We start from the raw sequence: 26117 nt of genomic DNA on the forward strand, positions 1-26117 counted from the left end.
GCATGTCTCCCCATGCGCCCGCCATGGCCGTGTCGGGGGTGTGGGTGAAGACTACTTTCCGTAGACGAGATCCGGCAGCCAGAGCGCGATCCCGGGGAAGACCATCAGCAGGGTGATGGTGATCACCATCATGATCACGAAGGGGATGATCGACTTGTAGATGTCGATCAGGGTGATTTCCTTTGGTGCCATCGCCCGCATCAGGAACAGGTTGTAGCCGAAGGGCGGGGTGATATAGGCGATCTGGCAGGTGATGGTGTAGAGCACGCCGAACCAGATGACGTTGAATTCCAGCGCCTTGACCAGCGGCACGTAAAGCGGCGCCACGATCACCAGCATGGCGGTGTCGTCCAGGAACATGCCCATCAGGATGAAAGATGCCATCATCATCGCCATCACCTGCCAGCGGGTCAGTTCCCAGTTGGTGATGAACAGCGATTCGATCGCCCGCGCCGCGCCGATGCCGTCGAACACCGCCCCGAAGGCGAGGGCGGCCAGGATCAGCCACATGAACATGCACGAGATCGACAGCGTCTTCTTCGACGTCTCCTTGATCAGGCGCCAGTTCAGCCGGCCCTTCAGGGCGGCGGCGATGGTCGCCCCGGTGGCGCCGATCGCCGAGCTTTCGACCAGGCTGGTATAGCCCATCACGAACAGCCCCATCATCGTGAAGAAGATCACGAAGGGGATGAGGCCGGCGCGCAGCAGCTTCAGCTTCTGCCCGATCGGCATGTTCAACTCGTCGTCGGTGACTGTGGGGGCGAGTGCGGGGTTCAGCCGGCAGCGCACCACCACATAGGCGGTGAACATCGCCGCCATCATCAGCCCCGGCACCATGCCCGCCAGCCAGAGCTGGCCCACCGGCGCCCGGGCGATCATGCCGTAGAGCACCAGCACCACGCTCGGCGGGATCAGGATGCCGAGCGAGGATCCGCCCTGGATGACGCCGGTGATCAGCACCTTGTCATAGCCCCGGCGGAGCATTTCGGGCAGGGCAATGGTGGCACCGATCGCAAGACCCGCGACCGACAGCCCGTTCATGGCCGAAATCACCACCATCAGCACGATCGTGCCGATGGCGAGCCCGCCCCTCAGCCTGCCGAACCAGACGTGGAAGGCCTTGTAGAGATCTTCTGCGATGCCCGCTTCCGACAGGATGTAGCCCATGTAGATGAACAGGGGCAGCGTGAGCATCGGGAACCAGTTGAACAGCTTCAACGTGGCATTGAACGGCATCTCGACGGCGCCGTTGCCGTAGAGCAGCAGGGCGGCGCCTGCCGCCACGAAGCCGATCGCGCCGAAGACCCGCTGCCCGGTAAGCAGCATCAGGGCCATCGTCGCGAACATCAGGATCGCGATCAGTTCATAACTCATGCCACGTCCACCCGGCGGATCGTCGCGATGTGTTTGAACACCAACGACAGTGTCTGGAGCAGCATGATCACCAGGCAGACCACAAGCAGCGCCTTGATCGGGATCATCGACGGGTTCCACATCGAGAACCGGCGCTCATTGGTCTGGATCGCATATTGCAGGCTCGACACCGAGCCGATGGTCATGACCACCAGGTAGAACATCAGGCAGGCGGAGGTGATCAGGTCCAGGATCGCCTTGCCGCGCGTGGAAAGATGCTGATAGATCAGGTCCATGCGGACGTGATCGTCATTCTTCAGCGTCATCGCGCCGCCCATGAAGAAATAGGCGAGCAGCGTGAACTGGGCGACCTCGACACACCAGTGCAGCGGGATGTCGAGCGCGTTGCGGGTGACCGCGTCCAGCAGCAGGACGCCGATCATCACGAAGACCAGAGCCATCGCCACGATGCCGACATAATCGGACAATCGGTCGACGACCCGCACATACCATCTGATTGCAGCCGGCATCGGCCAGTCCGTCCCCCGTCTCGTCAGGCGGCCTGCCCCTCCCCAGTGGCCGGCCGCCCGGTTTTGCCTAGATCAGCTCGGCTCCCGCCGCTCTCAGGGCGGCTTCATGTATCGCGCCGGGCGGCGCATCGGTGACGACGGTGTCCACCTCGTCCAGGCCGCAGACCCGGAAGGCCGCCTTGCGCCCGAACTTGGCCCGTGCCGCCACCAGGATCAGGCTGCGCGCATTGCCGATCATGGCGCGCGCGACCTGGGCTTCGTCGAAATTGGAATCCATCGCCCCCACCTCGGCATCGATCGCCGCCACCGTCAGGATGGCGTGATCGGCCTGGAAGTCGCGGATCTGCTCGATCACCAGCGGGCCGACCGTCTGGTCGTTGTCGCCCATGAAGGTGCCGCCCAGCAGATAGACCCGTCCCGGCTGCGGGGCCGCGCCGAAGACCCGGGCGATGCGCAGCGAATTGGTGATCACGGTCAGCCCGCCGATGCCGGCCAGCGCCTCGGCACAGGCGAGGGTGGTGGAGCCGGTGTCGATGAACAGCGTGTCGCCGGGCTCGATCAGCGGCACCAGCCGGCCCGCGATCACCTGCTTCGCCTCGGCCTCTTCGGCCATGCGGTCCTTGAAGCTGCCCTCGGCATGAAGCTTGGGCCGGCGGGCGCCGCCATGGACCTTCTGAAGCACGCCGTCACTGGCGAGCCCGGCCAGATCGCGGCGGATCGTTTCCGCCGAAACCTCGAAAGCCTGGGCGAGCGCGTCGACCGACATCTCGCCCTGCTGCCAGATCATGTCCGCGATCCGCGCCTGCCGTTCCCTGCGTCGCATTCCCGTCCTCCGTTCATCAAAGTAGGACATCGGCCAATGCCCGAGTCAAGGTGCATGTGCCGGCATGAATGCCCGAACGGTCATAATTCTGTGGCTAAGTTGACCATTCGGGCATTTTAGGGCAGGCTGATCGCAGGGTAGACCGCCCTGAACCGCAGGAGGACAGGCATGGCCCCGGCTGGTGACGCATCCCGCCACGGAAGCGGTGACGGCATCTTCGACGTCGCGATCATCGGCGCCGGGGTGATCGGCTGCGCGCTTGCCCGCCGCTTCACGCTGGCAGGCGCCCGGGTGGTGCTGATCGAAAAGGCGGCCGATGTGCTCGACGGCGCGTCGAAGGGCAACAGCGCCATCCTGCATACCGGCTTCGACGCCCCGCCCGGATCGGTAGAGGCGGCCTGCATCGCCGAAGGCTATCGGGAGTATCTGGAAATCCGCGCGCGGCTGAACCTGCCGTTGCTGAAGACCGGCGCCCTGGTCGTGGCCTGGACGGATGAAGAGGCGGCGACCCTGCCCGATCTGATCGCCCAGGCGCGGGCAAACGGTGTCGACGATGTCGAGCCGCTGACGGAAGCCGAAGCCCGCCGGCTGGAGCCGGCGCTGGGGCCGGGGGTGCGCGCCGCGTTCCGCGTGCCGCGGGAATATGTGATCGACCCCTGGTCCGCCCCCCATGCCTATCTGCGCCAGGCGGTGGAGAACGGCGCCCGGCTGATGACCTCCGCCCCCGTCACCGCCGGGGTGTTCGACGGCGGCACCTGGTGCCTGGAAACCCCGCGGGGTACCGTGCGGGCCGGGCTGGTGATCAATGCCGCCGGCCTCTGGGGCGACCGGGTGGACGATCTGCTGACCGGGACCACCGATTTCACCATCCGGCCGCGCAAGGGCCAGTTCGTGGTCTATGACAAGCCGGCGGCGGCCCTTGCCGGCCACATCCTGCTGCCGGTGCCGAACAAGGTGACCAAGGGCATCGTCGTCTGCCGCACCGCCTTCGGCAATCTGCTGGTCGGCCCCACCGCCGAGGAGCAGGAGGATCGCGAGCGCGCCGGGCTGGTGCCCGAAACCCTGGAGGCGCTGATCCGCCGCGGCACCGAGATCCTGCCGGCGCTGAAGGATCACGAGGTGACCGCGATCTATGCCGGGCTGCGCCCCGCCACCGAGTTCAAGGACTACCGGATCCGGGTAGAAGCCGCACGGCGCTATGTCACCGTCGGCGGCATCCGCTCCACGGGGTTGAGTTCGGCACTCGGCACCGCCGCCCATGTCCACCGGCTGACGGCCGGCCTGCTGGCGGGCCACCAGGCGATCGCCGATCCGGTCTGGCCGCGCATGCCCATGCTGGCTGAGCACGAGACCCGCGACTGGCAATGCGCCGGCAATGGCGGCATCGTCTGCCATTGCGAGCGGGTGACCCGGCGCGAGATCGAGGCCGCCCTCGATGGCCCGACCGGCGCCCGCAGCCTGGCGGGGCTGAAGCGGCGCACCCGCGTGACCATGGGGCGCTGCCAGGGTTTCTATTGTTCCGAGGCCCTGGCCGCCATTACCGCCGGGCGGCTGGCGGTACCGATGACGGCCGATCCGACGACCGCCCCACCGGCAGCTGCGGGAGGCGAGGCATGACCGCGGAGCATTGGGATGTGGTGGTGATCGGCGCGGGCCCGGCCGGGCTCGCCGCCGCGACCGAGCTGCGCCGCCAGGGCGTCGACCGGGTGCTGGTGCTGGACCGCGAGGCCGAGGCCGGCGGCATTCCGCGCCATTGCGCCCATTCCCCCTTCGGCCTGCGCGAATTCCGCCGGCTGCTGACCGGTCCCGCCTATGCCCGCCGGCTGGTGGGCACCGCCGCAGCCGCCGGGGTCGCGATCCGCACCCGCACCACCGTGGTCGCGATCCGCCCGGGCTCCGCTCCGGGCTCCGGCCCTGAACTTGATGTGTCCACGCCCGAGGCGGGGCTGGGGGTGATCTGCGCCCGGCGCGTGCTGGTGGCAACCGGCGTGCGCGAGACCAGCCGCGCCCAGCGGCTGATCGGCGGCACGAAGCCCGGCGGCGTGCTCTCGACCGGCGCACTTCAGGGGCTGGTGCACCTGGACCATCTGAAACCCTTCAGCCGACCGGTGGTGCTGGGCACCGAACTGGTCTCGTTCTCGGCCCTGATCACCTGCGTCCAGGCGGGCATCCGGCCGGTGGCGATGATCGAGCCCGGCCAGGGCACTGTCGCCCGCTGGCCGGCCGGCCTGCTGCCACGGCTGCTCGGGGTGAAACTGTTGACCGGGTCCGCGCTTCGGACCATCGAGGGGCGGGACAGGGTCACCGCCGTCACCCTGCGCGATGCCGACGGCGCCGAGCGGGTGATCGAAACCGACGGCGTCGTCGTGACCGGCGGCTTCCGGCCCGAGGCGACGCTGTTCGCCGGCAGCCATCTGGAGCGCGATCCCCGGACCGGCGGCCCGGTGATCGACGAATTCGGCCGCTGCTCGGACCCGACCGTCTTTGCCGCCGGCAATCTGCTGCGCCCGGTGGAAACCGCGGGCTGGAGCTGGAAAGAGGGCCGCCGCACCGGCCGGGCGATCGCGCTCGATCTGGCCGGCCGGCTGCCTGCGGCCGGCGGGCTTGCGGTGGTCGTTGCGGGGGCGCCGCTCTGTTTCGCCCTGCCGCAGCTGATCGCCGGGGGCAGGCCGGGCCTGCGTGTCCACGACCATATTCAGTTCCGGGTCGACAGCCGGGTGGCGGGACGGCTGGTCCTGACCGATGATGGGCGGGAGATCTGGTCGCAGCGCCTGCGCAGCCGGCCGGAACGGCGGATCCTGGTGCCGATCGACGCCCTGCCGGCGGTGCGGTCGGGCCGTTACACCTTCGGCTGGGACGCGCGGTGATGACCATCCTTGCCATCGACCAGGGCACCACCACCACCCGCGCCGTGCTGGTCGGGCCCGATGGCGGCACCCGGATCGTGGCGAGCCTGCCCCATCGCCAGATCCACCCGGCCCCCGGCCATGTCGAGCACGACCCGGAAGAGCTGATCCGGAACCTCCGCAGTTGCCTGGATGCGGCCCGGGCGGCGGGCGCGCCGCTTGCGGTCGGCATCGACAATCAGGGGGAAAGCTGCCTCGCCTGGGATGCGGCGACCGGCGAGGCCATCTCTCCGGTGCTGGTCTGGCAGGATGACCGGACCCGCGACGTCGTTGACCGGCTGCGCGCCGACGGGGCCGAGGATATGGTGCTGGCGCGGGCCGGCCTGCCGCTCGACCCCTATTTCTCGGCCTCCAAGCTTGCCTGGATCCTGCGCGAGGTCCCCGCCGCGCGGCGGATGGCGGGGCAGGGGCGGCTCAGGCTCGGCACCACCGATGCCTTCTTCCGCGACCGGCTGACCGGGCGGTTCGAAACCGACGTCACCACCGCCTCGCGCACCGCGCTCATGAACCTCGACAGCTGCGACTGGGACCCTGATCTGTGCCGGCTGTTCGGCGTGCCGATCGAGGCGCTGCCGCCGATCGGCCCCAGCACCGGCGATTTCGGCACTCTGGCCGGCACCGGCCTTCGCCTGACCGCAAGCCTGGTCGACCAGCAGGCCTCGCTCTACGGCCATGGCTGCCGGCAGGCGGGCGACGGCAAAATCACCTTCGGCACCGGCGGCTTCGCCCTGGTCGTGACCGACCGGCGGATGGCGGCCGGCCGTGACGGGCCCTTGCCCACCATCGCCTGGCAGAAGGCGGGGGAGGCGCCGGTCCATGCGCTGGAAGGCGGGGTCTATTGTGCCGCCTCGGCGGTCAACTGGGCCCTGGGGCTGGGGCTGTTTGCCGGCCATGACGATATCGGCGCCTTCGACGGCGCCCCGGCCACGCTCGACGGGCCGGTCTTCGTGCCGGCGCTGGCGGGGCTCGCCTGCCCGCATTGGGACCGGCGGGCCCGCGGCGCCTGGCTGGGGCTTGGTCTCGATACCGGGCCGCGCCGGATGATGCAGGCGCTGCTGGAAGGGGTCGCCCTCAGCATGGCCGGGGTGGTGGCGGTGATCGCCCGGCATCAGCCGCTCACCGACCCGATCCCGATCGATGGCGGCATGGCCGCCAATGGCTATTTCTGCCGGATGCTGGCCGATTGCCTGGACCGGCCGGTGATCGTCTCCGACGAGCCGGAGCTGACCGCGGTCGGCACCGCAGCCCTGGCCGCCGGGGTGGCGGGGGTGACGGTCGGCACCCCGCGCCGCGGCCGGAGGATCGACCCCCGGCCGCTGCCGCCCGGCCTGCGCGCACGCTTCGATGCGGCGCGTGCGGCGGTTCAGGCCTTCGCCGCCGCCGGCTGACCGCGGCCGAAGACCAGCCCGACCCCACCCAGGATCGCCGCCATGCCGCAAAGGGCGAGCGGGGCCGGCACCGTGCCGAAGACCGCGAAATCGAGCAGCACGGTCCCGGCCGGCACCAGATAGAACAGGCTGGTGACGTTGACGAGATCACCGGCCCGGATCAGCCGGTAGAACAGCAGCTGGGCGCCGACCGAGATCACCAGGGCCAGCCAGAGCAGTGGCAATGCCGCCGCCGGCACCGGATCGAACCGCACCGCCTCGCCCGGCAGCGCCAGGAGACAGAGGCCGAGGGCCGCAAGATATTGCACCGGCATGGCCGCGAGCGGATCGATGGCGGAACGCTTCTGAAGCAGGGCGCCTGCGGTCATCGAGACCAGGGCCGCGAGGGCGAGGGCGGCACCCGCCGGGGTGAGCGTCGCGGCGGCGAGGCTCTGCCAGACCACGGCGACGAGCCCCGCAAGTGCCAGGGCAAGGCCCGCGATCCGCCGCGGGCTGCGCGCCCCCCCGGTCATCACCAGGGTCAGCACCGGCTGCAACCCCATGACGGTGGCGACGGCACCGGGCGTCATGCCCTGATCCATCGCCGCCATGTAGCAGACGGCATAGGCGCCGACCAGCAGCAGGCCGGTGGCAAGCAGGCGCGGCCAGGCCCGGAACCGCGGCCAGCGCTGCCCCTGAAGGCGCAGGATCACCGCGATGGCGAGCAGGGCCAGCGCAAAGCGCAGGCTGAGGAAGGCAAGCGGGCTCGCATGATCGAGCCCGAGCCGGATGAAGATGGCGCCGCTGCTCCACAGGCAGACGAACGCCGCCGTCGGGCCGAAACGGCCCGCGGCACGAAGGAAACCGGTCATCGGATCTGGAAAAAACCGTCTTTGCCGGATGTCACGACAACCCTGCCGGCCCGGCCTGCATCAACGTGCAGCCGGGGGCGACCCGGGCGGATGGCTCAGGATCTGGCGGGCAGGGTCGTGAAAGGGGCGGCCGCCGGTCAGGCGGCGGCGCGGCCGGCGGGCGGCGGCGGGGTGCCGGCCCGGGCAATGGCCGGCGGGGGGACGACACAGGACATCATGTGCGGCACCATGGCGGTCATGATCGGTCGCCCCCTGGACGGTTGCAGGATCGGGTGAAGTATCGGCCGAGTATGGCGGCGCGCGGGCCGCGCATCAACCCCGTTGCGCGGCTTCCCAGGTGTTGACGATCCGGGTCATGCTGCGCAGCACCGGCTTTTCGATCAGCTTGCCGTCGACCACCAGCAGCCCGCTATCGGCGGCGGCGAAGGCATCCAGCACCTTGCGGGCATGGGCGACGGTGGCGTCGTCGGGGGTGAAGACCCGGTTGATATGCGGGATCTGCTTCGGATGGATGGTGCCCTTGCCCGAGAAGCCGAGTTCGGCCGCGGCCTCGGCCTCGCGGATCATGCCGGCCTCGTCTTCCAGGTCGAGCCAGGGCACGTCGATCACGTCGACACCGGCCGTGGCCGCGGCGTGGACGACGCGTGAGCGGGCATAGAGCAGGGCGTTCCAGACATTGCGGCAGCGCAGATCGGCGGCCATGTCGACGCCGCCGAAGAACAGCGCCTCGATCCGGTCGCTGGATGTCGCGATCTCGACCGCGGCTTCCAGGCCCTCATTGGTCTCGATGATCACATGCAGCCGGGTGGGGCGCTGGTAGTCGTCCAGCAGGTCGGCAAGGTTGCGGACCTCTTCCGGCCCCTTCACCTTGGGCAGCATCACGGCCGGCGCCGGGTGTTCCGCCTCGATCAGCGCCTTGACGTCGGCCATGCCTTCGGGCGTGCGCAGGCAGTTGATGCGGATCATCCGCTCCACCCGCTGGTCGCCTTCGGTGACCGGCACATAGGCGAAGGCCTTGTCGCGCGCCTCGGCCTTGTCCTTCGGCGCCACCGCATCCTCAAGATCGACGCAGACGATATCGGTGCCCGAGGCCAGCGCCTTGGGGAACATGTCCGGCCGGGTGCCGGGGGTGAAGATGAAGCTGCGGCGCGACTGGATACGGGCGGGGGGCTGGATACGGGCGGGGGACATGGCGGCTCCTGACGGGATGGTCGGGCGATCATAGGCGCGGGCGCAGACCATCGCAAACCGGCGGTCCGTGAGGTGAACCCTGCGGGCGCCCTGTCCCCCCGTCACCAGACCGGCGGGGTGGTGATCCACAGAATCCGGGTGCGGCCATTGGCGAGGTTGCGGAATTTGTGCGGCGAGGCGCTTTCGAAATGGAAGGCGTCGCCCTCGCCCAGGCGGTAGACCGCGCCGTCGACATACAGCTCCAGCCGGCCTTCCAGAACCACGCCGCATTCCTCGCCTTCGTGGTTGTAGGCATCCTCGCCCGATCCGCCATCGGGGTCGAGGGTCAGCTCCATCACCTGAAGCATGCCCTGGTCGTGGACGGTCAGGAATTCCTTCACCATGCCCTTGTCGCCGAAATCGACCCGGCGGCGCTGGCCGGCGCGGACGATGCGCCGGGCCTCGTTGTTCGGGTCGCCCTCGCCCCCGCCCAGCAGCTCCAGCACCGGCACGTCCAGAATGGCGCAGATCGCCCTGAGCGCGCGAACCGAGGGCGAGGAGATCCCGCGCTCGATCTGGCTGAGAAAGCCCACCGAGACATTCGCGGCATCGGCCACCTGTTTCAGCGACAGCCCCCGTGCCTGACGCGCCCGGCGCACGGCGAGGCCGAGGCTGAGATCATCCTCTTCGGTCAGTGGCTCGACGACGGGCGTCTCTGGGATGGAAGCCGGAGGCGACTCAGGGGGTGTCATCGGTGGTGGATACCTTCAGGTTCACTCTGTTGAAAGGAGGGCCATATTTTTTCACGAATTTCCAGCCCGACCATGCGTTCCGCAACGCCCCGACCGCCGGTGACCACCGCGGCAGGCGAACGGAATCGCCTGTCGTGCAGGCCTTTTCACGAAAATGAAATCGGCTGACCAATTTCATTGCACCCCTCGATAATTTCACTACCATGAAAATCAGTCAACGCCGAAGCCGATCCGCATCGCAGGGCGGGGGTCTGCGCCACCAGCACGGGACAGCCGGTGGTGTGGGCGGTCGTCGGGGGGAGCCCGGCGCCGCGGTGCCCTGCGATGGTCGGCAGGACAACGAACAGGGGACATTTCATGAGGCTGAAGACGCTTGCCGCGGCAATCACGGCACTGGCCATCGGCGCGGTGGCGCCGGCTTTCGCGGCGGAGACGGTGAAGGTGGGCGTGACCACCACGGGCGTGCCCTTCACCTTCGTCGACACGTCGAGCCAGAAGCCGACCGGCGCGATGGTCGATCTGGCCCAGGCGATCGGGGCCGAGGCGGGGCTTGCCACCGAATTCGAGGTGGTCGCCTTCTCGGCGCTGATCCCGTCGCTGACCACGGGCAAGATCGACCTGATCTCGGCCGGCATGCTCGCCACCGACAAGCGGCGCGAGGTCGTGGATTTCTCGGCCCCGGTCTACACCTATGGCGAGGCGATGTTCGTGCCGGCGGACGAGCCGGCGAACTACACGCTCGACGATCTGAAGGGCGCCACCATCGGCGCCCAGGTCGGCACCACCTTCGCCGACGCGCTCAACGCCCGCGGCACCTTCGGCGAGGTGAAGCTCTATGACAGCATCGCCGACATCATGCGCGACGTGAAACTCGGCCGGATCAAGGCCGGCTTCGGCGACAAGCCGATCGTGGCCTATCAGATCGCCCAGAACCCCGGGATCGGCCTGCGCCTGGTCGATGGCTATCAGCCGCTGAAGGCCGGCGACGTGGCGCTCGCGGTCTCGAAGGAGAACCCGGCCCTGCTGGAGAAGGTCAACGCCGCGATCGCGAAGCTGAAGGAGAGCGGCGAGCTTGCGAAGATCTTCGCAAAATACGGGCTCTGAGCGCCACGTCTTGCGAATTTCTTCACAAACGCGATCCGGACGGGTGTCGGGCGGCGGCCCGGCGCGGGCTTCCGCCTGACCGCCCACCGCTCGCTCCGGCACCCCGCTCCCCACCACCCAGGGATCTTCGATGAGCGACTTCCTCAGCCGATCCGCCGAATACATGCCGCTGCTGTTCGAAGGCATGTGGCGGACCGTGGCGGTGACCCTGCTGGCGCTGTGCCTCGCCACCCTGCTCGGGCTGGTCTGGGCGCTGCTGCGGACCTCGGGCGTCCGGGCCCTGGCGGTGCCGACCCGGATCCTGGTCGAGTTCGTGCGCGGCATCCCGATCCTGGTCATCCTGTTCTACATCTATTTCGTGATGCCCGAGATCGGCCTGGATCTCACCGCCTTTCAGGCCGGGGTGATCGGTCTGGCGCTCACCTATTCCTGCTATATCGGCGAGACCTTCCGCGCCGGTATCGAGGCGGTGGACAAGGGCCAGATCGAGGCTGCGAAATCGATCGGCATGCGCCGGCCGCTGATGATGCGCCGGGTGGTGCTGCCCCAGGCCTTCCGGATCGTCGTGCCGCCCTATGCCAACAACCTGGTCATGCTGCTGAAGGACAGCTCGCAGGTCTCGGTCATCTCGGTGGCGGAGCTGACCATGCAGGGCAAGATGCTGGCTTCGTCCACCTTCGACAACATGACGGTCTTCACCCTGGTGGCGCTGCTCTATCTGTGCCTGACCATCCCGCTGAACATGGTCATGCGCCGGGTCGAACTTCGGATGGGGAAGGCGCGATGATCCGTTTCGAGGACGTGCACAAATCCTATGGCAGCCACGAGGTGCTGAAGGGCATCGATGCCGAGGTCGCCAAGGGCCAGGTGGTCTGCCTGATCGGCCCTTCCGGCTCCGGCAAATCGACCCTCTTGCGCTGCGTGAACGGGCTCGAGACCTATCAGCGCGGCCGGATCACCATCGACGGCGCCCTGGTCGATGCCGAGGGGCCCGCCATTCACGGGCTGCGCACCCGGGTGTCGATGGTCTTCCAGCGCTTCAACCTGTTTCCCCATCGCACGGCGCTGGAAAATGTGATGGAAGGCCCGATCCACGTGCTGCGGGAGCCTGCAACCGAGGTCCGCGCCCGGGCCGAGGCGCTGCTGGCGCGGGTGGGGCTGGCCGACAAGTTCCACGCCTATCCGGGCGCGCTGTCGGGCGGGCAGCAGCAGCGTGTGGCCATCGCCCGCTCGCTGGCCATGCGGCCCGACGCGATCCTGTTCGACGAGCCGACCTCGGCGCTCGACCCCGAAATGGTCGGCGAGGTGCTGCAGGTGATGCGCTCTCTGGCCGACGAGGACATGACCATGCTGGTCGTGACCCACGAAATCCAGTTCGCCCGCGAGGTTGCCGATGCGGTGCTGTTCCTGGATGGCGGCCGCATCGTCGAACAGGGCCCGGCGGCCGAGGTGCTGCGCAATCCGCGCCACGAACGCACGCAGGACTTCCTCCGCCGCGTAACCCATCCTGTTTGAGAGTCTGTCTGGCCCTCGCCGGGCGGGTGCTGCCGCACCCTTGGCCGCCGCCTCAATGGCGGGAGTCGTTTAGCCCCTCGCCGGGCGGGTGCTACCGCACCCTTGGCCGCCGCCTCAATGGCGGGAGTCGTTTAGCCCCTCGCCGGGCGGGTGCTACCGCACCCTTGGCCGCCGCCTCAATGGCGGCTTGGCGCTGCGCGCCGGGAGTCTGTCTGGCCCTCGCCGGGCGGGTGCTGCCGCACCCTTGGCCGCCGCCGCAATGGCGGCCTGGTCCCGCACCGGGGTGCGGGACGGGATTGTTGTCTGAGCATCGGGGGCATCCATGCCATCCTTCTCTCCTGCCGCTTCCGTCTGGGCTGCCACTGCGGCGCCGGGGCCTGATCTGCCTGCCTTTACCGGCGAGCGGCGGGCCGATGTCGCGATCGTGGGGGCCGGGTTCACCGGGCTGGTCGCGGCATTGACCCTTGCCCGGGGCGGGGCCTCGGTGATCGTGGTCGACATGGTCGAGCCGGGCTTCGGGGCCAGCGGCCGCAATGGCGGCCAAGTGATCCCCGGGCTCAAGGACGATCCCGACACGCTCGACCGGGTGTTCGGCGAGGCGACCACCGCCTTTGCCGGCGGCACCGCCGATCTGGTGTTTTCGCTGATCGACGAGCTTGGCATCGACTGCGACCCGGTGCGCGGCGGCTGGATCCAGGCCAGTGTGAAACATCTGCACCTGCCGCGGCTGGAAAGCCGGATGGCGCAGTGGCGCGCGCGCGGGGCCGCGGTCGAGATGCTCGATGCCGCGGGCATGGCGGCTGCGACCGGCGGGCGGGGCTTCGTCGGCGGCTGGATCGATCGCCGTGGCGGCAGCGTGCATCCGCTCGCCTATGCCCGTGGCCTGGCCCGGGCGGCGCTAGAGGCCGGGGCGGAGATTTTCCGCGACGCCGAGGCGGTCTCGATCACCAGAGGCACCGGCGGCTGGGTGCTGGGCTTCGCCGATGGCGGCCGGCTGACGGCGGGCCAGGTGGTGATCGCGACCAATGGCTATACCGGCCGGCTCTGGCCCGGGCTGAAGGCGACGGTGATCCCCGCCAACAGCATCCAGGTGGCGACGGCGCCGCTGCCCGAGGATCTGCGGGCCCGCATCCTGCCGGGGCGGCCGGTCGTTTCCGACAGCCGGCGGATCGCGAACTACTTCCGCATCGGCCCGGAAGGCCGGCTGATGATGGGCGGGCGCGGCGCTTTCCGCGAGCCGCGGGATGCCACCGACTATCGCCGGATCGAGGCGGCGCTCGCCGCCTTCTATCCCGAAGCCGCGCGCCTGCCCGTGGGTTTTCGCTGGGCCGGACGGGTGGCCATGACCCGCGATCACCTGCCGCATATCCACCAGCCGGCGGCGGGTGTGACCATGGCGCTCGGCTATAACGGCCGGGGTGTGGCGCTGGCGAGCGCCATGGGCCGGGCGATCGGCGCCCATCTGCTGGATGCCGCCAACCCGTTGCCGCTGGCGCTCTCGGCCATCAGGCCGATGCCGGTGCACGGCCTGCACCCGCTTTATGCCACCGCGATGATCGAGGCATACCGGGTGCGGGACATGCTGGAGCGCTGATCAGCCGCGCAGCTCGCGGGTCGAGCCGCCGAAGCGCAGCAGGTTGCCATGGGGATCGTGGATGTGGAATTCGGTCATCCCCCAGGGCTTGTCCTCGATGGCGGACAGGCCCGGCACCCCGCGGGCGCTGAATTCGGCATGCAGGTCCAGGATCTCGCCGCCGCGGATATAGCAGGAGGTGTGTTCCGGATAGCGGCGGTCGTCGGCCAGCCAGAAATGTATCTCCATCCGGTTGCGGTGGACGAGCAGATAGTCGCCATGGCGCTCGGCGGCGAAGCCCAGCTGGTCCTGGTAGAAAGCCTGGCTTTCGGCGATGTCGAGCGAGGCCAGGACGGGGATGCAGATCGCGGCGTCGGTCATCTTGCCTCCGCGGATGAGTGGGGGGACAGGATAGCCGGGTGCGGTCAGGCCGCGAAGGCCCGGATCCTGCCTGCCGCCGAACGGGTGACCTCCATGTCGATGCCATAGATCGCCCGCAGCTGCGCCGGGGTCATGATCCGCGCCGGCGTGTCGTCGGCGATCACCCGGCCGGACCGGAGTGCGATGATCCGGTCGGCATGGTCGGCGGCCATGTTGATGTCGTGCAGCACCAGCACCGCCGCGAAGCCACGCGTGCGGGCCAGATCGCGGATCAGCCCCAGCACCTCCGCCTGATGGGCGATGTCGAGCGCCGAGGTCGGCTCGTCGAGCAGCCAGCAGCTTGCATCCTGGGCGATCATCATCGCCACCCAGACCCGCTGACGCTCACCCCCCGACAGAGTATCGACCTGGCGATCGACGAAGCCCCCGATGCCGGTGAGGGCGATGGCTTCGTCCACCGCCCGGCGATCGGCGGCGGAGAAGCGGCCGAGGGTGCCGTGCCAGGGGAAGCGGCCGAGGGCGACCAGTTCGTGCACCAGCATGCCCGGTGCGGCCGGGGTCGCCTGCGGCAGCAGGGCGAGATGTCGGGCGAGGTCGCGGGCCGGCCAGCGGCCGATCGGCCTGCCCGCGAACTGCACCTGCCCGGTGGTCGGTGCCATCTGGCCCGACAGGATGTCGAGCAGGGTGGATTTGCCGGATCCGTTATGGCCGATCAGCGCGGTCAGCCCCTCGCATGCCAGATCGAGGGTGATATCGGCCAGGATCGGCCGGCCGCCGACGGTGAGGCCGACCCCGTCCAGGGTGAAGCCGCTGGTCCCGGCTGCCATCAGCCATCCCTCCGGGGCGTGGTGAGGTCGACCATCCCGGTCACCCGGCCATCCTTCATGCGGATGATCCGGTCGGCGGTGTCGAAATAGCGGTCGTCATGGGAGATCACGATCAGGGTCCGGCCCTCGGCCTTCAGCGCCGGCAGCAATTCGGTATGGAAGACATGGCGGAAGCCCGGATCCTGATCGGCGGTCCATTCGTCGAACACCACCACCGGGCGGCGGTCGACCCAGGCATGGATCAGCGCCAGCCGCTTGCGCTGGCCGGTGGAGAGATCGGTGGTCGAGAACCGGCCATTCGCGACATCGACTTTGGTCCCGAGGCGCAGGCGCTCGAGATGGGCGCTGAGCTCGTCATCGCCGATCCCGGCGCCGGGCATCACCTCGTCGAAGAGGTGATAATCGGTGAGGATGGCCGAGAACATCTGCCGATAGGCATCGCGCGTCGCATCGTCCACCGCCCGGCCGCCGACGATGATCCGGCCGGCATCCGGGCGATAGAGACCGAGCAGCAGCTTGATCAACGTGGTTTTGCCCGATCCGTTATCGCCCACGATCATGGTGATCCGGCCGGGTGCGAAGCCGAGATCGAGCGGCCCCAGCCGGAAACCGGGACCGTCCTCGGTGGCGGGGAAGGCGAAAGCGAGACCGTCGAGGCGGATTTCGGCCGGTTCCGCCGGCATCGCCGCCGATGCGGCGGCGGCGGGTTCTGCGGTCGCGAAGCGGCCCGACAGCTCGTCGATCCGGCGGAGCGCGATCTGCATGCGGGTGATCGCCGGCATCGAGGTCATGATCTGCTCCACCGGCCCGCGCAGGAACAGAAGCAGGATCAGGAAGCCCGAATAGACGGCGGGGTCTTCGGCGCTGAAGGCGGCCCAGGCCAGCAGCACCCCGATCACCGCGAAGACCAGCGCCGAGCCCAGCGCATTGGCGATGACGAAGATCGCGATCGCCCGGCCGTTGATGCGGCGGATGTCGGCGATGGTCGCCAGGATGTCGCCATGGATCTTCTCGCGCCGGGGCTTGTAGATCTTCAGCTCCTTGGCGCCGCCGGTGATGGTGGCATAGGCGGCATGCAGCCGGTCCTCGCCCTCGCGCGCTTCGTCGAACCCGCGCACCGCCCGGCGGCGGGCGCGGTACTGCAGCCAGCCGCCGGCGGCCAGCACCAGGATCACCGCGGCGGAGAGTGCCGGCGACAGCCAGATCAGATAGGCGAAGGCACCGATCACCGTGATCGCCGAAATCGCGAGCGGGGCCGCGACGAAGGCCACATCGCTGATCATGTCGACATCGTGGTTCAGCACCGGCAGGATCCGGTTGCGGCCCCAGCCTTCCAGCGCCGGCACCGGAGCATCGATGATCCGCCGGGCAAGCCGGGCGCGCAGATCCGCCACCACCGCCTGGCCGGCGGCGTTGGTTGCGAGATCGGATGCGGCACGGGCGGCGAAGGTGACGGCGGCCAGCACCAGAAAGCCGGTGACGAAGCCCGCCGGCAGCACGAAATCCCGCGCGATGGCGTCGTTCACCCGGTGGAGCAGCAGGATGGTCCCCGCCGCGGACAGGCCGCCCGCCAGCACGGCGAGGGCGAGGCGGCGCCAGTGGCTGGCGACGAGGCTGGCGAACAGGCTTGCGGAGGTCATGAGCGGGGCGTCCCGGCTTCGGGGCGGCGCCAATAGGGCACGCAGAGCTGACGGGCCCGCGGCAGGGCGGCGAGCCCGGGTTTGAGGGTCTGGAGCTGATCGAATTCGCCGGCGATCCAGACGAAATCATCGGCGCCGCCGAAACCGGGCAGCAGGGGCCCGAGGGCCGCGGCCAGCGGATGGCGGCCGGCATCGCGGCGGAAGATCCAGCTGACGGCAAGCCCCGGCGGGTGATCGAAGGGCAGCACGTCCTCGGGGCCCTCCACCTCGATCAGGGCGATGCCGGTGACATCGGGCCCGAGCCCTTCGGCGATGCGGGCGATGGCGGGCAGGGCGGTCTCGTCCCCCCCCAGCAGCAGGCGGCGGGCGGACGGCACGCCGTGGCCGCAGGGGCCCGACATGCCGCAGATGGCACCGGGCACCGCCCGGCGGGCGAAATCCGCGCCCGGGCCGGCGGCGTCGTGCAGCACGAAATCGACCTCCAGCCAGCCGGAGGCCGCATCGATCCGGCGGATGGTGTAATAGCGCATGGCGCCGCCCATGCCGCGGGCCACCCCCAGCGGCCGGCCGTCGGGGCCGAGCGTCGGGCGCGGCGGCGGGGCGCCGGCACCGGCCGGAAGCCAGAGCCGGACATGGAGATCGTCATCCGTCGCGAAGCGGGCGAGAGCCGGACCTTCCAGCCTGAGGCGGCGCAGATGCGGCCCGGGATCGGTGATCGCGGTTACCCGGAGCAGGCGGTAACCGTCATCGGGGGTGTCGGTCATGCACGGCGTCCGATCAGCAGCAGCAGCACCGGCCCGCCGATCAGGGCGGCGAGCAGGCCCGCGGGGATCTGGTAGGGGAAGATGGCCACCCGGCCGGCCCAGTCGGCGGCGAGCAGGGTGAGCCCGCCGAAGAGTGCGGCGCCGACCAGCTGTTCCGCCGGCCGGACCAGCCCGGCCAGACGGGCGAAATGCGGCCCCATGATGCCGACGAAGGCGAGCGGGCCGACCAGGATGGTGGCACTGGCGGAGAGCAGGGCGACCAGAAGCAGCAGCCCGGCATTCACCCGGGCGACGGACATGCCGAGCGTGCGGGCAAACCGGCCGCCCAGCGGCAGCAGGTGCAGCCAGCGCAGCATCAGGGGGGTGAGGGCCAGCGCCGCAAGGCCGAGGCCCAGCGCCAGCACGGCTTCGGTCAGCGAGGTGGCATAGGTCGAGCCCGACAGCCAGGCGAGCAACTGGCCGAGACGCGGATCCTGAAAGGTCTTGAGCACGGCGACGACCAGCCCGGTGATCGAGCCCATGGCGATGCCGGCCAGCAGCAGGCGCAGCCCCGAAAAGGCCTGACGCCGGGTGAGCGCCAGGATCGCCCCCAGCATCAGGACGGCGCCCGCGGCCCCGCCGGCGATCTGCAGCGGCCGGGTGGGGCTTGCCGCCAGGAACATCACCGCGATGATGCCGAGCATGGCGCCCGAGGAGATGCCGAGCACTTCCGGGGCGGCGAGCGGGTTGCCGGTCATGCGCTGGAGGATGGTGCCGGCAATGGCCAGCGACAGCCCGCCCGCGAAGGCGGCGAGCGCCCGCGGCAGGCGGTAGGCCAGGATCTCGTCCCAATGGCCGGCGACCGGCCCTGTGGCATCGCCGGTGGTCAGCAGTGCGCCGGCAAAGACGATCAGGGTCAGGCCGGCGATCAGGGCGACCAGACGCCAGGGGTGGGCGGCCCGGTGGACGGGCGCATGCCGGCGCAGCACCGGCGGCTCGGCCGCCGCCAGCCGGGGCAGCAGGATCAGCAGCAGCGGCGCACCCAGGATCGCGGTCATGGCACCGGTCGGGAAGGCGCGATAGGTGGTGGGCAGCAGCAGCACCAGCTGATCGGTGATCAGCAGCAGCAGGGCGCCGATCACCGGGGCCGCCACCAGCTGGGCGACCGGGCGCCGCGCCCCGGCCAGCCGGGCGATCGCCGGGGCGGCGAGCCCGATGAAGCTGATGATGCCGACCGCGGCCACGATCACCGCGGTCAGCGCGACGGCGGCCCCCATCGCCGCCAGCCGGAACCAGGCGACATTCAACCCCAGCCCGCGCGCGGCACGATCATCCAGCCCAAGCAGGGTGATCGGCCGGATCAGCAGCAGGGCCAGCAGGGCCAGCGGCAGCACCTGGGCGAGCAGGGTGTGTGTGGTCTGCCAGTCGCCCTGATCCAGATAGCCGGCGCCCCAGAGGAACAGCCCGATCAGCAGATCATGGTTGAACAGCGTGACCACGGCTGCGGCCATACCGCAGAACAGGCTGACGATCAGCCCGGCAAGCGTGACCGAAACGGGGGAAAGCCCGCGTGCGGCGGACAGCCCCAGCACCAGGCAGAAGGCGAGGGCGGCGCCGAGCAGGGCCACGCCCTCGCGCCCGATCGCAAAGGCCCAGGGCGCCTGAAGCGTGGCGAGGGTGAGTGCCAGCTGCGCCCCGGCGGAAATGCCGAGGGTGGCGGGCTCCGCCAGCGGGTTGCGCAGCACGTATTGCAGCATCGCCCCCGCCAGCGCCAGACCGCCGCCCGAGAGCAGCGCCACGCTGACCCGCGGCAGAAAGGCGTAGTGGGCCAGAACCTGCATGGTGTCGGCAGGGTCGGGGGCGAGCAGCGCATCGGGCCAGAGGGCGGGCGGCACCAGGGCGGCAAGATTGGTTCTGACCAGCAGCAGCGCCGCGACCGCAAAGCCGGCGATGGCGAGCGGAAGCAGGATCGGCGGCCGGCGGAAGGCGGCGGTCATGCGGCATGCTCCGCCTGCAGGGCATCGGTCAGCAGATGCAGGAAGCGCAGCGCCGCCGGGATGCCGCCATAGAACAGCACCTCGGGCAGCAGGGTGACGCGGCCGGCCCGGATGGCGGGCAGGCTGGACAGCACCGGCTGGCGCATGGCCAGCGCCGCGCGCACCAGGGGCACATGGCCGATATTGATCAGCCGCGCCTCGGGCCGGGCGGCCAACTGGTCGAGCGTGACGGTCAGATGGCCGAAGGCCGATCCCGTGCCCGTCCAGGCATTGGCGATGCCCAGCCGGTCCAGCACCGCCTGGAACAGGCCGTCGGCCGTGAAGACCAGGCAGCGGCGGCCATCGATCAGGCTGATCACATAGGCCGGCCGCCGGTCGATATCCGGCAGGCGGGCCGCGCCATCGAAGGCGGCTTGCGCCCGGGCCAGATAGTCGTTCACCTGCCGCTCCAACCCGACCGTGCGCCCCAGATCGTCGAGCGCCGCCATGCCGGTCGCGATCTGGTCGCGGCCGTCGAAGGCATGGGGCTGAAAGCGATGGACCGGCGCGATCCGGTTGAGCCGGGCCTCCAGCGGGGCCAGTTCGCCATCGGTCAGGATGGCATCCGGCCTGAGCCGCGCGATGCGTTCCAGATTGGGCTCGGCACGCAGGCCAAGCTCCTGCACCCCGGGCGCCAGCGCCGGTTCGACCACGATCTGGGCGTAGCGCGGCAGTTCCGGGGCGGCGACCGGCATCACGCCCAGCGCCGCCAGGCTGGCGGCACTCACCCAGTCCAGCGCCACGATGCGCGGCACCCCGGCCCCGGCAAAAGCCGGAACCGGGGCGGTCAGCGCGGTGGCGACGAGGCCGCCCAGCACGGTGCGGCGGCTTGGCGTGCGGGCCGTCATGCTCACCACCGGTAGGTGAGATTGCCCTTGATCGCCCGCCGCTTACCGGCGAGCACCGAGTTCGAATAGAAGCCGGGGGTGTAATATTCCTCGTCGGTCAGGTTGGTGCCACTCACCCCCAGCGACAGGCCGGCAAGACCGGGATGGACCTCCGACAGGTCGTAGCTCGCCGAGGCATCGAACAGGGTGTAGCCGTCGATCTCGGCCTGGGTGCCCGTCCCCGTATCCATCGCGGTCACCGAGCTGCCGACATAGCGCAGCCCCGCGCCGATGCGCAGCCCTGCCAGGGCGGCGGTCTGGAAGTCGTGGTTCACCCAGAGACCGGCAGTGTGATAGGGCACCGCCTGGGTGCGGGTGCCGACCTTGCTGATGTCCGATGCGTTCGGGTTGTCCTTGGTGACTTCGGAATCGGTATAGGCATAGCTGGCGACCAGGCTCCAGCCATCGCCAAGATCACCCTTGGCCTCCAGTTCGAGGCCGCGGGAGCGGACTTCGCCCTCTTGGACCGAATAGCCCGAATGCTGCTGATCGGTGGTGAGGACGTTCTGTTGCGTGAGCTGAAACACAGAGGCGGTGACCAGCAGGTTCATGCCCCGCGGCTGGTATTTGACGCCGGCCTCATACTGTTCGCCCGTGGTCGGTTCGAAAGGCCTTTTGTCGAAGTCACGGCCTGTCAGCGGCTCGAACGAGGTGGAGTAGGCGATATAGGGGGCGAAGCCGTTTTCGAAGAGATAGGCCGCGCCAACCCGGCCGGTGAAGGCGTGGCTGCTTGCCTTGTCGACCGTGTCCGCGGCACCTGCGTATTCGTATTCCGAGCCCTCCGCCCAGTCCTGCCGGCCGTTCAGGGTCAGAACCCAGTTGTCGATCCGGATCTGATCCTGGGCATAGATACCGATCTGCCGGATGATCGACTTGCTGTCGGTCCAGGGCGCGCCATAGACGGGGTCGAAATCATAGACGGGGTTCAGGATGTCGATATGGGCGTCGTTGGTCGAATTCGTCCGGGTCTCGCGGATGCGTGAATAGCCGTAATTCACCCCGAAAGTCAGATCATGGGCAAGCGGGCCGGTTTCGACGACGCCGTTGACATTGGCGTCGGCCACCAGCGTGTCCGAGGTCCGCGGCCGCTTCTGCACACCGACATTCACATAGTGGCCGTCGACCACCGCGATCGGCCACTCCCAGTTGAAGGCACTGACATAGTCAAGCTCTGCATGGGTGTAGCGGAGGTTGTTGCGGAAGGTCCAGGTGTCGTCGATCTCCTGCTCGAAGGCGTAGCCGACGCTGCTCGATTCGACGTCCCAGTCCGTGAGGCCGGGGATGCCCATGTAGAAGTCGCTCGGGATCTTGATGCCGTTGGAATAGACGCTGTTGTCGAGCGGCAGGCTCTGTTCCGATCCGCCCTGGGTCCAGTTCTGGTACTGGGCGAGCAAAGTGAGACGGGTGCCTTCGCGGCTGTCGAGGGTGACGGCGGGGGCGATATAGACCGAATCATCCCTGGAGTGATCGATCTGGGTGTCGGCATCGCGCTTGAGCGTGGTCAGCCGGTAGAGGATGTGGCGATCCTCGTCCAGCGGTCCGCCCAGATCGATTGCGACCTGCTTGCGGTCGAAGCTGCCGTAGTCGAGCCGGATTTCGCCGAAGGGATCCTCGGTCGGGCGCTTGGTGGTCATCGAGACCAGGCCGCCGGGGGCGGCATCGCCATAGAGCACCGACGAGGGGCCGCGCAGCACGGCGACGCTTTCCAGCCCATAAGGCTCGACGAAGGAGTCATAGGGGTTGTAGCCATTGCGCAGACCGTCGCGATAGAAGTCGCGCTGGCTCTGGGCCCGGAAGCCGCGCAGATACATGAGCGGCATGCCCTGCCCGCCGGGATAGTCGATGGCGCGGATGCCGGGGGCATAGGCGATGGCATCGTTCAGGTCGGTGACGCCGCGATCGTCCATCTCCTGGCGGGTCACGATGCTGAGCGATTGCGGCACCTCGATCACCGGCGTGTCGGTCTTGGTCGCGAGCGAGCCGTTGCGGGCGACATAGCCGGTGGTGGCGGTGGCCGGATCATTGCGGCCACCCCGCCGCCCCGCCTCCACCATCAGCGGGTCGAGCACCGTTTCGCCGGCAGCGGCGCCGGCCCCGGCGAAGAGGGCGGCGGAGCCGGGGGCGCTGATCCGCACCGAAATTCCGCTACCCGAAACCAGGCGGCGCAGGGCCTCTTCGGCCGTCATGCTGCCCGAAACCGCAGCCGAGGTCTTGCCCGCCACCAGGGCCGAGGAATAGCTGATCTGCCAGCCCGAGGCGCCGATGAAGGCGTCGATCGCGGCGGCGAGCGGCTGGGCGGGGATTGCGAACGCCCGGGTCTCGGCCGCCGTCGCCGGTGCGGTCTGCTGCGCGCCGGCGCCGGCCGGCACCAGGACTGCACAACCGAGCATGCTGGTGGTCAGCAGCAGCCGGGTGAGACCGGCGACCCCGCGCCGTCGTGATGCCACAGGCGATGCCGCCATCCGGTGTGCCATGCCCAACCCTTTCTTCGTCTCTGGTCAGCGGCCCGGCGTTTCGTGTTGCGGGCCTTCTGACCGGTTGGACGCGGCAGGGATCGGGATTCGGCAAAAAAAATGGAGATTTCACTCCAGGACGAGAATCCCGCCGGGCAGTGTGCGCAGCGAGAGACCGGCGGCATCGGCCAATCCGGCAAAGCCGGCGCCGACATCGTCGAGCCGGTAGCTGCCCGAAACGGCGAGACCCGCGGCCTTGCGGTCGGCCAGGATCACATAGCCCGGGTGATAGCGGGCCAGGCTGTCGACCACCTCTCCGAGCGGGCGGTCGTGGAAGACCAGCCGGCCCTCGCGCCAGGCAAGGGCGCGGCTTGTATCGACCGGGCGGGCGGGATCGAGGCCGGCCGCCGAGGCGATGACCTGCTGGCCCGGCACCATCACCACCGGCCGGCCCAGCCCGTCGCGCCGGGCGACCTCCACCCGGCCACGCTCCAGCACGATCTCGTCCCGGTCGTCGCGGGCCTCGACCGCGAAGGCGGTGCCGAGCACGGTGACGGTGGTGAAGCCGCCGGTCACCCTGAACGGATGATCCGGGTCGTGGCGGACATCGAACCAGGCTTCACCCTTGAGCAGGGTGACCAGGCGCCGGCCGCCGTCGAAATCCACCGTCACGGCAGAGGCCGTGTCGAGCATCATGGTCGAGCCGTCGGGCAGGGTGATGGTGGCGCGCGCCCCCGTCGCCGTGCGGTGATCGGCCTCCAGCCTTATCATCAGCGCCGGCCCCTGCCAGAGGGCGAGGGCGGCGAAGCCGGCGGCCATGGCAAGGCCGGCCATCCGGCGCAGCATCGGCCGGCGGCGTGGTGCGGCGGCGGTTGCGGCGGCCGGCAGCTCCTTCACGGCGGCTGCGAAACTCTCGGCACCCCAGGCGGCCGTGACCCGCCGGAATTCGGCCGCATGGCGCGGATCCCGGCCCTGCCAGCGGGCGAATTCCGCCCGCGTCGCGGCATCGGCGGTGCCGTCGCGCAGGGTCAGGAACCAGTCGAGCGCCTGATCGGCCGCCGGGTCGTCATGGGGCTCCGGACCGGTCGCGTCCGGGGAAGGGGGGTCTCGTCTCACGCGGGGGTTCCAGTCTGCCGTCTTTCGCCGTCCCTTTTGATGAGACGTTCGAGCGGCCCAATTCTGGAAAAAAGATCGTCGGCGGTCAGCTTCATTTTCGCTCCAGCCGTGCGAGGGCATCGCGGCAATGGCCCAGGGCGAGTTTCAGATCGTTGAACACCGTGCGTTCCGAGATGTCGAGATGGCGGGCGATGCGGGTATTGCTCCAGCCCTCGATCCGCGCCAGCACCACCACCTTCTGCGCGCGCTCGGGCAGTCGGGAGAGGGCGGCGCGGACATGGTCCAGCTCTTCCCGTGCCGCCAGGCGGTCATCCACGGCCGGCTGATCGGCGGCGATGTCGCGGATGTCGTGGTCCGGCGTCTCGGGCCGTTCCACCGCGGCCCGGGTCTGCCGCCGACGCAGATGATCCAGCGCCAGATTGCGGGCAGTGCGATGCAGATAGGCCTCCATCTGCTCCACCGTCCCGGTCCGGGCGGCATGGGCGGCGCGGATATAGGTCTCCTGGGCGAGGTCTTCCGCGATCTGCGGATCCCAGACGATGCGCCGCACCCGTCGGATCAGCCTTTGCCGGCTGTGCAGAAAGATCTCGGTGAGGGTGGTCGTCATCCGCAGTGGCTTACCCGTGCGCGCATCCTCGGGGCCGCATGCGGCCCGGCGGGGTGGTGAACGGGCGACGCCGCCCGGCCGGGCCAGCATAGCCGGCCGCGGACGGGCTGTCATAGTTCAATTGCGAAGGCGTCGCATTCGCAGATGAAGCTTTGGCGATGGGGTGTGGTCGGCCGGTGACAGCTGCGGTCAGACGGTCACGCCGGCCCCCCGGAGTTCCGGACGAAGCCGCCCCGCCAGCCACAGCCCGTACATCCGCCAGTCGCTGGCGAGCGACCAGAGCGGATAGCTGAAGGTGGCGGGGCGGTTCTTCTCGATGAAGAAATGCCCGATCCAGGCAAAGCCGTAGCCCGCGACGAGCGCGCCGGCCAGCCACCACCAGGATCCGGTGATGATCAGGGCCAGAAGGCAGAGCAGGGCCGCCGTGCTGCCGGCATAATGCAGCGCCCGGCAGCGCGGATCGGCATGCTCTCGCAGGTAATAGGGCCAGAACTCGGCATAGCGCCGCGGCCGATCGGTGGGGGGCATGGGCTGCGGAACCTCCCTCTCGCGACGCGCCGGGCGGCTTCTCGACGAGGCCCTGACGCGCGGGTCGTGGGGCGCATTCTACCATGAGGCGCCGGGGTTGCCGAGGGGGCGTGCGGAATTTCCGCAGCCGCCCCTTGACCTTCATGCGGAAATTCCGCACTTATTCCACATGCACACGGTCATCGAGACGCCCGGATATCTGGCATCAGCCAGGGATGAGAACGTCAGCGAGGAAGAACGCGCTGAGATCGTGTCCTTTCTTGCGGCGAATCCCGATGCTGGCGACATCATGGCAGGTACCGGTGGTGCCCGAAAGGTCCGTTTTGCAGGTCGAGGCAAAGGAAAGAGTGGTGGCTATCGGGTCATCACCTTCTACGCCGATGAAGACATACCCGTATTCCTGCTCGATATTTACAGCAAAGATACACAGGCAAATCTTTCCAAAGCGGAGCGTAATGAGCTTCGACGTATCCTGACAGCTCTTCCGAAAATGTGGCGGGACAGCGTCAGACGGCAGGTTGCAAAAATGAGGAGCGGAAAATGAGCAAGGCTGGATCGCGAATTCTCCAGAGCGCGCGGGAAGCTCTTGCCTATGCGAGTGGAGATGTTGATACGGCAGATTATGGCGTGCACATTCCGCCAAAAGTCGATGTTCGTGCCATTCGTCGGAAGACCGGCTTGTCCCAGAAGGCCTTTGCCGCCCGCTATGGATTTTCTTTTGGCCGGGTGCGGGATTGGGAGCAAGGGAGATCCAATATCGATGCCCCTTCTCGCATTCTGCTGACCATCATCGATCGGGAACCGGAAGCGGTCGAACGTGCGTTGTCCGCGACCTGACCTGGTCGTCGCCTGTCAGGTCGTTGTCTGCGGCCCTGCGCGAAAGGCTGGAACCCGCCTGCCGTGGCGTGCCATCCTGTGCGCCGCGTGATCCGCT

25 protein-coding genes are annotated in these 26117 nt (G+C 69.1%); 9 read left to right on the forward strand and 16 right to left on the reverse strand.

What is annotated here, in order from left to right:
* Positions 1-51: 51 nt before the first annotated feature.
* The 3 genes from WI697_RS23120 to WI697_RS23130 form a co-directional block, all read right to left on the reverse strand.
* The gene (locus WI697_RS23120; protein ID WP_345960062.1) at positions 52-1374 is read right to left on the reverse strand and encodes a TRAP transporter large permease; all 1323 of its coding nucleotides are present in this window, start codon (positions 1372-1374) and stop codon (positions 52-54) included.
* Entirely contained in the window at positions 1371-1883 is a 513-nt protein-coding gene (locus WI697_RS23125; protein WP_062761834.1) for a TRAP transporter small permease subunit, read from the reverse strand. Before WI697_RS23125 ends, WI697_RS23120 begins: the two co-directional genes overlap by 4 nt.
* Positions 1884-1950: 67 nt before the next feature.
* The gene (locus WI697_RS23130; protein ID WP_014748576.1) at positions 1951-2706 is read right to left on the reverse strand and encodes a DeoR/GlpR family DNA-binding transcription regulator; all 756 of its coding nucleotides are present in this window, start codon (positions 2704-2706) and stop codon (positions 1951-1953) included.
* A 168-nt stretch (positions 2707-2874) separates the two neighbouring features.
* On the opposite strand from WI697_RS23130, the gene WI697_RS23135 reads away from it, so the two are divergent.
* The 3 genes from WI697_RS23135 to WI697_RS23145 are packed head-to-tail and all read left to right on the forward strand — an operon-like array spanning position 2875 to position 7000.
* The gene (locus WI697_RS23135) at positions 2875-4323 is read left to right on the forward strand and encodes an NAD(P)/FAD-dependent oxidoreductase (RefSeq protein WP_345960063.1); all 1449 of its coding nucleotides are present in this window, start codon (positions 2875-2877) and stop codon (positions 4321-4323) included.
* Positions 4320-5573, forward strand: a complete 1254-nt coding sequence (locus WI697_RS23140) for an NAD(P)/FAD-dependent oxidoreductase (protein ID WP_345960064.1) — start codon at positions 4320-4322, stop codon at positions 5571-5573. The genes WI697_RS23135 and WI697_RS23140 overlap by 4 nt, the downstream gene beginning before the upstream one ends.
* Positions 5573-7000: an FGGY family carbohydrate kinase gene (locus tag WI697_RS23145; RefSeq protein ID WP_345960065.1), complete on the forward strand. Its 1428-nt coding sequence runs from the start codon at positions 5573-5575 to the stop codon at positions 6998-7000. Before WI697_RS23140 ends, WI697_RS23145 begins: the two co-directional genes overlap by 1 nt.
* Here WI697_RS23145 and WI697_RS23150 read toward each other — a convergent pair.
* The 3 genes from WI697_RS23150 to WI697_RS23160 form a co-directional block, all read right to left on the reverse strand.
* Positions 6976-7851 (reverse strand): DMT family transporter, encoded by an 876-nt coding sequence (locus WI697_RS23150; protein ID WP_345960066.1) that lies wholly within the window; start codon positions 7849-7851, stop codon positions 6976-6978. The two genes, WI697_RS23145 and WI697_RS23150, sit on opposite strands and share 25 nt — an antisense overlap.
* 312 nt (positions 7852-8163) lie before the next feature.
* On the reverse strand, positions 8164-9042 hold the full coding sequence (locus WI697_RS23155; protein ID WP_345960067.1) for an HpcH/HpaI aldolase/citrate lyase family protein: 879 nt from the start codon (positions 9040-9042) through the stop codon (positions 8164-8166).
* Positions 9043-9143: 101 nt separating this feature from the next.
* Positions 9144-9773, reverse strand: coding sequence for a helix-turn-helix domain-containing protein (locus tag WI697_RS23160; protein ID WP_062761842.1), 630 nt, complete (start codon positions 9771-9773; stop codon positions 9144-9146).
* Positions 9774-10130: 357 nt separating this feature from the next.
* Here WI697_RS23160 and WI697_RS23165 point away from each other — a divergent pair, with 357 nt between their 5' ends.
* The 4 genes from WI697_RS23165 to WI697_RS23180 all read left to right on the forward strand — a co-directional run bounded on the left by WI697_RS23165 (position 10131) and on the right by WI697_RS23180 (position 13986).
* Positions 10131-10877 (forward strand): substrate-binding periplasmic protein, encoded by a 747-nt coding sequence (locus tag WI697_RS23165; RefSeq protein WP_345960068.1) that lies wholly within the window; start codon positions 10131-10133, stop codon positions 10875-10877.
* A gap of 130 nt (positions 10878-11007) precedes the next feature.
* Positions 11008-11664 (forward strand): amino acid ABC transporter permease, encoded by a 657-nt coding sequence (locus WI697_RS23170; protein WP_062761844.1) that lies wholly within the window; start codon positions 11008-11010, stop codon positions 11662-11664.
* Positions 11661-12392: an amino acid ABC transporter ATP-binding protein gene (locus WI697_RS23175; protein ID WP_062761845.1), complete on the forward strand. Its 732-nt coding sequence runs from the start codon at positions 11661-11663 to the stop codon at positions 12390-12392. The genes WI697_RS23170 and WI697_RS23175 overlap by 4 nt, the downstream gene beginning before the upstream one ends.
* Positions 12393-12714: 322 nt before the next feature.
* Entirely contained in the window at positions 12715-13986 is a 1272-nt protein-coding gene (locus WI697_RS23180; RefSeq protein WP_345960069.1) for an NAD(P)/FAD-dependent oxidoreductase, read from the forward strand.
* On the opposite strand, the gene WI697_RS23185 is transcribed toward WI697_RS23180, so the two are convergent.
* The 10 genes from WI697_RS23185 to WI697_RS23230 all read right to left on the reverse strand — a co-directional run bounded on the left by WI697_RS23185 (position 13987) and on the right by WI697_RS23230 (position 25183).
* Positions 13987-14346: a bleomycin resistance protein gene (locus tag WI697_RS23185; RefSeq protein WP_345960070.1), complete on the reverse strand. Its 360-nt coding sequence runs from the start codon at positions 14344-14346 to the stop codon at positions 13987-13989.
* 44 nt (positions 14347-14390) lie between these two features.
* A complete protein-coding gene (locus WI697_RS23190) occupies positions 14391-15173 on the reverse strand; it encodes an ABC transporter ATP-binding protein (RefSeq protein ID WP_345960071.1) in 783 nt (260 codons plus the stop codon).
* On the reverse strand, positions 15173-16813 hold the full coding sequence (locus WI697_RS23195) for a cyclic peptide export ABC transporter (RefSeq protein WP_345960072.1): 1641 nt from the start codon (positions 16811-16813) through the stop codon (positions 15173-15175). The genes WI697_RS23190 and WI697_RS23195 overlap by 1 nt, the downstream gene beginning before the upstream one ends.
* Positions 16810-17577, reverse strand: a complete 768-nt coding sequence (locus WI697_RS23200) for a siderophore-interacting protein (protein ID WP_345960073.1) — start codon at positions 17575-17577, stop codon at positions 16810-16812. The genes WI697_RS23195 and WI697_RS23200 overlap by 4 nt, the downstream gene beginning before the upstream one ends.
* Positions 17574-19553, reverse strand: a complete 1980-nt coding sequence (fhuB, locus tag WI697_RS23205) for a Fe(3+)-hydroxamate ABC transporter permease FhuB (protein ID WP_345960074.1) — start codon at positions 19551-19553, stop codon at positions 17574-17576. Before fhuB ends, WI697_RS23200 begins: the two co-directional genes overlap by 4 nt.
* Positions 19550-20440, reverse strand: coding sequence for an ABC transporter substrate-binding protein (locus WI697_RS23210; RefSeq protein ID WP_345960075.1), 891 nt, complete (start codon positions 20438-20440; stop codon positions 19550-19552). Before WI697_RS23210 ends, fhuB begins: the two co-directional genes overlap by 4 nt.
* Before the next feature lie 2 nt (positions 20441-20442).
* Entirely contained in the window at positions 20443-22953 is a 2511-nt protein-coding gene (locus tag WI697_RS23215; RefSeq protein ID WP_345960076.1) for a TonB-dependent siderophore receptor, read from the reverse strand.
* A gap of 108 nt (positions 22954-23061) precedes the next feature.
* Positions 23062-24048, reverse strand: a complete 987-nt coding sequence (locus WI697_RS23220; RefSeq protein WP_345960077.1) for a FecR family protein — start codon at positions 24046-24048, stop codon at positions 23062-23064.
* Positions 24049-24139: 91 nt separating this feature from the next.
* Entirely contained in the window at positions 24140-24655 is a 516-nt protein-coding gene (locus WI697_RS23225; RefSeq protein ID WP_345960078.1) for an RNA polymerase sigma factor, read from the reverse strand.
* A 189-nt stretch (positions 24656-24844) separates the two neighbouring features.
* Positions 24845-25183 carry a DUF962 domain-containing protein gene (locus WI697_RS23230; protein ID WP_345960079.1) on the reverse strand — a complete coding sequence of 113 codons (339 nt, stop codon included), beginning with the start codon at positions 25181-25183 and terminating at the stop codon, positions 24845-24847.
* On the opposite strand from WI697_RS23230, the gene WI697_RS23235 reads away from it, so the two are divergent.
* Together WI697_RS23235 and WI697_RS23240 are read left to right on the forward strand one after the other, a co-directional pair.
* Positions 25182-25727: a type II toxin-antitoxin system RelE/ParE family toxin gene (locus WI697_RS23235; RefSeq protein WP_345960081.1), complete on the forward strand. Its 546-nt coding sequence runs from the start codon at positions 25182-25184 to the stop codon at positions 25725-25727. The genes WI697_RS23230 and WI697_RS23235 overlap by 2 nt on opposite strands.
* Positions 25724-26020, forward strand: coding sequence for a helix-turn-helix domain-containing protein (locus WI697_RS23240; protein WP_345960082.1), 297 nt, complete (start codon positions 25724-25726; stop codon positions 26018-26020). The genes WI697_RS23235 and WI697_RS23240 overlap by 4 nt, the downstream gene beginning before the upstream one ends.
* The last annotated feature ends 97 nt before the right edge of the window (positions 26021-26117 follow it).

The sequence above is a fragment of the Tistrella mobilis genome (genome assembly GCF_039634785.1).
Taxonomy (GTDB): Bacteria; Pseudomonadota; Alphaproteobacteria; order Tistrellales; family Tistrellaceae; genus Tistrella; species Tistrella mobilis.